This window comes from Streptomyces sp. NPDC002870 (genome assembly GCF_042888505.1).
Classification (GTDB): Bacteria; Actinomycetota; Actinomycetes; order Streptomycetales; family Streptomycetaceae; genus Streptomyces.
Genome location: NZ_JBIAPW010000038.1, coordinates 83,022 through 89,340 on the forward strand (window position 1 = coordinate 83,022; position 6,319 = coordinate 89,340).

Sequence of the window (6,319 nt, forward strand, 5' to 3'; positions counted from 1 at the left end):
GAAGCGGTCTCCCAACCCCTAAGGAAAGAGCAATGAGCAAGCTGCGCGTGGCCGTTCTCGGCGCCAACGGCCGTATCGGCTCGGAAGCGGTACGAGCCGTCGAAGCCGCCGACGACATGGAACTGGTCGCGGCCCTCGGCCGTGGCGACAAGCTGGAAGCCCTCGTGGAGGCCGGCGCCCAGGTCGTGGTCGAACTGACCACCCCGGCCTCGGTGATGGGCAATCTCGACTTCTGCGTACGCCACGGCATCCACGCGGTCGTCGGCACCACCGGCTGGACCGACGAACGGCTCGCGCAGCTGAACACTTCGCTCGCCGCATCCCCGCAGACCGGTGTGCTCATCGCGCCGAACTTCTCCATCGGCGCGGTCCTCACCATGAAGTTCGCGCAGCAGGCGGCGCGCTACTTCGAGTCCGTCGAGGTCGTGGAACTGCACCACCCGAACAAGGCCGACGCGCCCTCCGGCACCGCCACCCGCACCGCCCAGCTCATCGCGGCGGCCCGCGCGGAGGCGGGCTGCGCCCCGCAGCCCGACGCCACCGTCACCGCTCTGGACGGAGCCCGCGGCGCGGACGTGGACGGTGTCCCGGTGCACGCCATCCGCCTGCGCGGCCTGCTCGCCCACCAGGAAGTCCTGCTCGGCGGCGACGGCGAGACGCTCACGATCCGGCACGACTCCCTGCACCACAGCAGCTTCATGCCGGGCATCCTGCTCGGCGTCCGCCGCGTGGTGTCCGCCCCAGGCCTCACCTTCGGCCTGGAACACTTCCTCGACCTGGGCTGACGGCCATGGGTGGAAAGATCACGTACTTCTTCCTCGCCACCGTGCTGGTCATCGTCTTCGGCGTGGTGGCGCTGGAGGGTGTGCTCCTCTTGCTGACCGGTGAGCCGGCCGCGATGGGGATGGGCGCGGTGGCCTTCCTGCTGCCGGGCGTCGGCGTCTGGTTCCTCTGGCACAACACACGCTTCGCGCGCAATGCCCATCGGCTTGCCCGCGAGCTGGAGGCCGAAGGCGGCCTGCCGGTCGACGAGTCGAGGCGTACGGCGGGCGGGCGCATCGACCGCGACTCGGCCGACGAGATCTTCGCCAGGCGTCGCGCGGAGACCGAGGATTCACCGGACGACTGGCGCTGCTGGTTCCGTCTTGCCGTCGCCTACCACGATGCCCGGGACACCCCGCGTGCCCGCAAGGCGATGCAGCGGGCGATCGCACTGCACGACGGCAGGCCGGTCCCGGCCTCGACCTAGGCGGCCCGGTACTCCGAGCCCCAGGCCTCGACCGTGTCCGCAGCCCGGTCGAAGGCCTCGGGGCGCGACAGGAAGTCCGCGTTGTGATCGGTCAGCAGGGGCAGCGGCTCACCGTTCTGCCGTACGACGACGAGCGCCTGCCCCTGCACGGTCCGCGGCAGCCCGAGCCAGCGGACCGGCTGCTGAACGGTGCGTACCGCGGCGGCGCGGTTCCACGGCACCGTGGTGGTCGAGAAGAAGTTCACGGCTCGCACTCCGTGGCGGCTGACCCAGACGCCCGCGCGCAGCAGCCGCAGCGCGGCGAAGATCAGTACGAGACCCAGACCTAGGCACACGCCCGCGCCCGGCAGCGCACCGGCGAACGCGATGATCATCGCAGCGATGAGTACGAACGAGGCGAGCAGCAGCACCAACGCCGCCGCGGCGACCCGCCAGGGCCCCGGGCGGTACGGGCGCCGCCAGTGGTCGTGGTCGTCGAAAGGCAGCGCGACGTCGTCATCGTTCGTGCCAAATGCACGGTCGGCCGTCAGAAAGGGCAGGGGCACGACTGATCCTCACTCACCAGCACACTCGGTTGGGCTGTGCCCGGTGAGGCTACCGAGGAGGCTACTGGCCGACCACCCCAGGGGGCCGTACGAGTCAGCGTCCGTCGGACGCCTCGGACTTCTGAGATTGCCCCGGCGCCTGGCCGGAGTCCAGCGCGGGAAGCCCGAAAAGCAGGGAGCCGACGAGTCCGGAGACGATGGTCAGCCCGACCAGCGTACGGCCCGCGAGCTCGGAGACGCTCAGCCGTTCGCGCGGTGGCTGAGTGACATTACTGCGGAAGCGGTCGGCCTCGGCGACGAAGGCGAACGGGACGGCCTCTCCCCGGCGGAACATCAGGGCACTCTCCTTGGAATCTGGTGTTGGAATCTCGTGACAGGACACTTCTACTGGTACTGACGTCAAAAACAGTCATTTGGTGCCCGAGTTACCAGAAATATTCAAAGGGGGCGGCGAGACTGCCGCGACGTTCCCTCGTTAAAGTGGGCGCCGCCGAAGCGTTCAACCGGAAGGACCCCTGGTGCCCGACACCCCCATCGAGACAGGCACGCCGAGCTTCCGCAGCGATGTCACCGTCGAGCTGGTGAAGCACACCGCCGGCGACTCCGACGTGCTGTGGGCTGCCCGAGTCTCCACGGCAGGCGAGCAGTCTCTGGAGGAGCTCCACAAGGACCCCGAGCGCTCCAAGGGACTCATCAACTACCTGATGCGCGATCGCCACGGCAGCCCCTTCGAGCACAACTCGATGACCTTCTTCATCAGCGCCCCGATCTTCGTCTTCCGCGAGTTCATGCGGCACCGCGTCGGCTGGTCCTACAACGAGGAGTCCGGCCGCTACCGCGAGCTGCAGCCGGTCTTCTACGTCCCGGGCCAGGACCGCAAGCTGGTCCAGGAGGGGCGCCCCGGCAAATACGTCTTCATCGACGGATCCCCGGAGCAGCACAAGGTCGTGTCGGAGGCCATGGTCGACTCGTACCGCCGCTCGTACGAGACGTACCAGGAGATGCTGGCCGCGGGCATCGCCCGCGAGGTGGCCCGAGCCGTCCTCCCGGTCGGCCTGTTCTCCTCCATGTACGCGACCTGCAACGCCCGTTCACTGATGCACTTCCTCGGCCTGCGCACTCAGCACGATCTGGCGAGGACGCCGTCCTTCCCACAGCGGGAGATCGAAATGGTCGGCGAGAAGATGGAGCAGCAGTGGGCGAAGCTCATGCCGCTCACGTATGCCGCCTTCAATGCGAACGGCCGCGTGGCCCCGTAGGCACCCGCAGAGGACCCGCCGAGCGCCCGGAGAGCACCCGTAGAGCACTGATGTACGGACCAGCCGGGCGAAGTGTCCGCATTGCGGTATTTCATGAAGTTCATCTAGGCTGATCAAACGGACCCGGCACTGCTTGAACCCCCGAGCAGGCAGTGCCGGGCTCCTATTGCCACCTTGTACATCACGTCCCCCGAGGGGACACTGCGTACTGAGCAGCGAGTAGCGTGTTACCCATGGCTCCGATCTCCACTCCGCAGACCCCGTTCGGGCGGGTCCTCACCGCTATGGTCACGCCCTTCACGGCGGACGGCGCACTTGACCTCGCCGGTGCCCAGCACCTGGCCGCCCATCTGGTGGACGCAGGCAATGACGGCCTGATCATCAACGGCACCACCGGTGAGTCGCCGACCACGAGCAACGCGGAGAAAGACCAGCTCGTACGGGCCGTACTGGAAGCGGTCGGAGACCGGGCCCATGTCGTCGCCGGCATCGGCACCAACGACACCCGCCACAGCATCGAGCTCGCCCGCGCCGCCGAGCGCGCCGGCGCGCACGGCCTGCTCGCTGTGACGCCGTACTACAACAAGCCCCCGCAGGAGGGCCTGTACCGTCACTTCTCGGCCATCGCCGACGCGACGGAACTGCCCGTGATGCTGTACGACATCCCCGGCCGCAGCGGCGTCCCGATCGACACCGAGACGCTCGTACGCCTCGCCGACCACCCGCGCATAGTGGCCAACAAGGACGCCAAGGGCGACCTCGGCCGCGCCAGCTGGGCCATCGCCCGCAGCGGACTCGCCTGGTACTCGGGCGACGACATGCTGAACCTCCCGCTCCTCTCGGTCGGCGCCGTCGGCTTCGTCTCGGTCGTCGGCCATGTCGTCACCCCCGAGCTCCGCGCCCTCCTCGACGCCCACCTCACCGGTGACGTCCAGAAGGCCACCGAGATCCATCAGCAGCTGCTCCCCGTCTTCACCGGCATGTTCCGCACCCAGGGCGTCATCACCACCAAGGCGGCACTGGCTCTCCAGGGCCTCCCGGCCGGACCGCTCCGGCTCCCCCTGGTGGAGCTCTCCCCGGCGGAAACCGCGCAGCTCAAGATCGACCTCGCGGCCGGTGGGGTACAGCTCTAGACGTCCTGGACGGCCCGAACGGCTTCAGACACAGACTTCACAACTGAATACGCGAAGAAAACCGGCCCGAACGGCCGGATTACTGACAACAGCAAGTGCACGAATGTCATGTACGCCACGTGCCGAAGCGGTGCGTGGCGTGCGTGGTGAGGAGAGTCTTTTGAGTCATCCGCATCCTGAACTAGGTGCCCCGCCGAAGCTTCCCAAGGGCGGCCTGCGCATCACCCCACTCGGCGGTCTCGGCGAGATCGGCCGAAACATGACGGTCTTCGAGTACGACGGCCGGCTGCTCATCGTCGACTGCGGCGTCCTCTTCCCCGAGGAGGAGCAGCCGGGTATCGACCTGATCCTGCCGGACTTCACCACCATCCGGGACCGCCTCGACGACGTCGACGGCATCGTGCTCACGCACGGCCACGAGGACCACATCGGCGGCGTCCCGTTCCTGCTCCGGCTGAAGCCGGACATCCCGCTGATCGGCTCCAAGCTGACCCTCGCCCTGATCGAGGCAAAGCTCCAGGAGCACCGAATCCGCCCGTACACCCTCGAAGTCACCGAGGGCCACCGCGAGCGCATCGGCCCCTTCGACTGCGAGTTCGTCGCGGTCAACCACTCCATCCCGGACGCCCTGGCGGTCGCCATCCGCACCCCCGCGGGCATGGCGGTCCACACCGGCGACTTCAAGATGGACCAGCTCCCGCTGGACGGCCGCCTGACCGACCTGCATGCCTTCGCGCGGCTCAGCGAGGAGGGCATCGACATCCTCCTCTCCGACTCGACGAACGCCGAGGTCCCGGGCTTCGTCCCGCCGGAGAAGGACATTTCCAATGTCCTGCGCACGGTCTTCGCGAACGCCCAGAAGCGCATCATCGTGGCGAGCTTCGCCAGCCATGTGCACCGCATCCAGCAGATCCTCGACGCTGCCCACGAATACGGCCGCCGTGTGGCCTTCGTCGGCCGGTCGATGGTCCGCAACATGGGCATCGCCCGCGACCTCGGCTATCTGCGGGTTCCGGCCGGTCTGGTCGTGGACGTCAAGACCCTCGACGACCTCCCGGACCACGAGATCGTGCTGGTCTGCACGGGATCCCAGGGCGAGCCGATGGCCGCCCTCTCCCGGATGGCCAACCGCGACCACCAGATCCGCATCGTCCAGGGCGACACGGTGATCCTGGCGTCGTCCCTCATCCCGGGCAACGAGAACGCGGTCTACCGCGTGATCAACGGCCTGACCAGGTGGGGCGCGAACGTCGTCCACAAGGGCAACGCCAAGGTCCATGTCTCGGGCCACGCCTCGGCCGGCGAGCTGTTGTACTTCTACAACATCTGCAAGCCGAAGAACCTGATGCCGGTCCACGGCGAATGGCGCCACCTGCGCGCCAACGCCGAACTCGGCGCGCTGACGGGTGTCCCGAAGGACCGCATCGTCATCGCAGAGGACGGCGTCGTCGTCGACCTCGTCGACGGCAAGGCCAAGATCGTCGGCAAGGTCCAGGCGGGCTATGTGTACGTCGACGGCCTCTCGGTCGGCGATGTCACCGAGGCCTCTCTCAAGGACCGCCGCATCCTCGGCGACGAGGGCATCATCTCGGTCTTCGTGGTCGTGGACAGCACCAGCGGCAAGATCACCGCCGGCCCGCACATCCACGCCCGCGGCTCCGGCATCGAGGACTCGGCCCTCACCGCCGTCATCCCGAAGATCGAGGAAGCCCTCAACAAGTCGGCCCAGGACGGCGTGGTGGAGCCCCACCAACTCCAGCAGCTGATCCGCCGCTCGGTGGGCAAGTGGGTCTCGGACACCTACCGCCGACGCCCGATGATCCTCCCCGTCGTCGTCGAGGTCTGACGGGTCGTCGTGGAGCGGAGCCCCCGATTTGCATCGGGGCGCTCCGCTCCAGTAGGTTTACGGCTCCGCCCGACGGGAACCCGGCGTACTTGTACGCCCGGAAAGCTGTCCCGAACGGGACGGGAATTCCGACTCAGAACTTCTGATAACGTCGGGTCAGCCGAAAGGCAAACAGGCCTCTCCAATCGGCCGCTGGATTCGAATTCCTCACCGGAAACGGAATGGAAAAAGAGTCTGGTAAGGTTGGAAACGCAAGACCGAAGGGAAGCGCCCGGAGGAAAGCCCGA

At 67.6% G+C, this 6,319-nt stretch carries 7 protein-coding genes; 5 read left to right on the top strand and 2 right to left on the bottom strand.

Translation table 11 applies throughout. The annotated features are described in order from the left end of the window. Positions 1-32 precede the first annotated feature (32 nt). Both dapB and ACFYWY_RS32440 read left to right on the top strand, forming a co-directional pair. Entirely contained in the window at positions 33-785 is a 753-nt protein-coding gene (gene dapB, locus ACFYWY_RS32435) for a 4-hydroxy-tetrahydrodipicolinate reductase (RefSeq protein WP_389193133.1), read from the top strand. A gap of 5 nt (positions 786-790) precedes the next feature. Further along, the gene (locus ACFYWY_RS32440; RefSeq protein WP_389193136.1) at positions 791-1,249 is read left to right on the top strand and encodes a hypothetical protein; all 459 of its coding nucleotides are present in this window, start codon (positions 791-793) and stop codon (positions 1,247-1,249) included. Here the strand turns inward: ACFYWY_RS32440 and ACFYWY_RS32445 are convergent. Both ACFYWY_RS32445 and ACFYWY_RS32450 read right to left on the bottom strand, forming a co-directional pair. Continuing rightward, positions 1,246-1,794 (bottom strand): hypothetical protein, encoded by a 549-nt coding sequence (locus tag ACFYWY_RS32445; RefSeq protein WP_389193138.1) that lies wholly within the window; start codon positions 1,792-1,794, stop codon positions 1,246-1,248. The genes ACFYWY_RS32440 and ACFYWY_RS32445 overlap by 4 nt on opposite strands. 94 nt (positions 1,795-1,888) lie before the next feature. Beyond that, a complete protein-coding gene (locus ACFYWY_RS32450; protein WP_389193139.1) occupies positions 1,889-2,128 on the bottom strand; it encodes a hypothetical protein in 240 nt (79 codons plus the stop codon). 184 nt (positions 2,129-2,312) lie between these two features. Here ACFYWY_RS32450 and thyX point away from each other — a divergent pair, with 184 nt between their 5' ends. The 3 genes from thyX (at position 2,313) to ACFYWY_RS32465 (ending at position 6,032) form a co-directional block, all read left to right on the top strand. Continuing rightward, positions 2,313-3,053: an FAD-dependent thymidylate synthase gene (thyX, locus tag ACFYWY_RS32455; protein ID WP_389193141.1), complete on the top strand. Its 741-nt coding sequence runs from the start codon at positions 2,313-2,315 to the stop codon at positions 3,051-3,053. Positions 3,054-3,286: 233 nt separating this feature from the next. Next, the gene (gene dapA, locus ACFYWY_RS32460; protein ID WP_389193143.1) at positions 3,287-4,186 is read left to right on the top strand and encodes a 4-hydroxy-tetrahydrodipicolinate synthase; all 900 of its coding nucleotides are present in this window, start codon (positions 3,287-3,289) and stop codon (positions 4,184-4,186) included. Positions 4,187-4,346: 160 nt separating this feature from the next. After that, entirely contained in the window at positions 4,347-6,032 is a 1,686-nt protein-coding gene (locus ACFYWY_RS32465; protein WP_389193145.1) for a ribonuclease J, read from the top strand. Positions 6,033-6,319 lie beyond the last annotated feature (287 nt).

Coding starts and splice junctions, on each gene's coding strand:
- dapA (WP_389193143.1), top strand. CDS start 3,287: ATGGCTCCGATCTCCACTCCGCAGACCCCGTTCGGGCGGGTCCTCACC.
- ACFYWY_RS32440 (WP_389193136.1), top strand. CDS start 791: ATGGGTGGAAAGATCACGTACTTCTTCCTCGCCACCGTGCTGGTCATC.
- ACFYWY_RS32450 (WP_389193139.1), bottom strand. CDS start 2,128: ATGTTCCGCCGGGGAGAGGCCGTCCCGTTCGCCTTCGTCGCCGAGGCC.
- dapB (WP_389193133.1), top strand. CDS start 33: ATGAGCAAGCTGCGCGTGGCCGTTCTCGGCGCCAACGGCCGTATCGGC.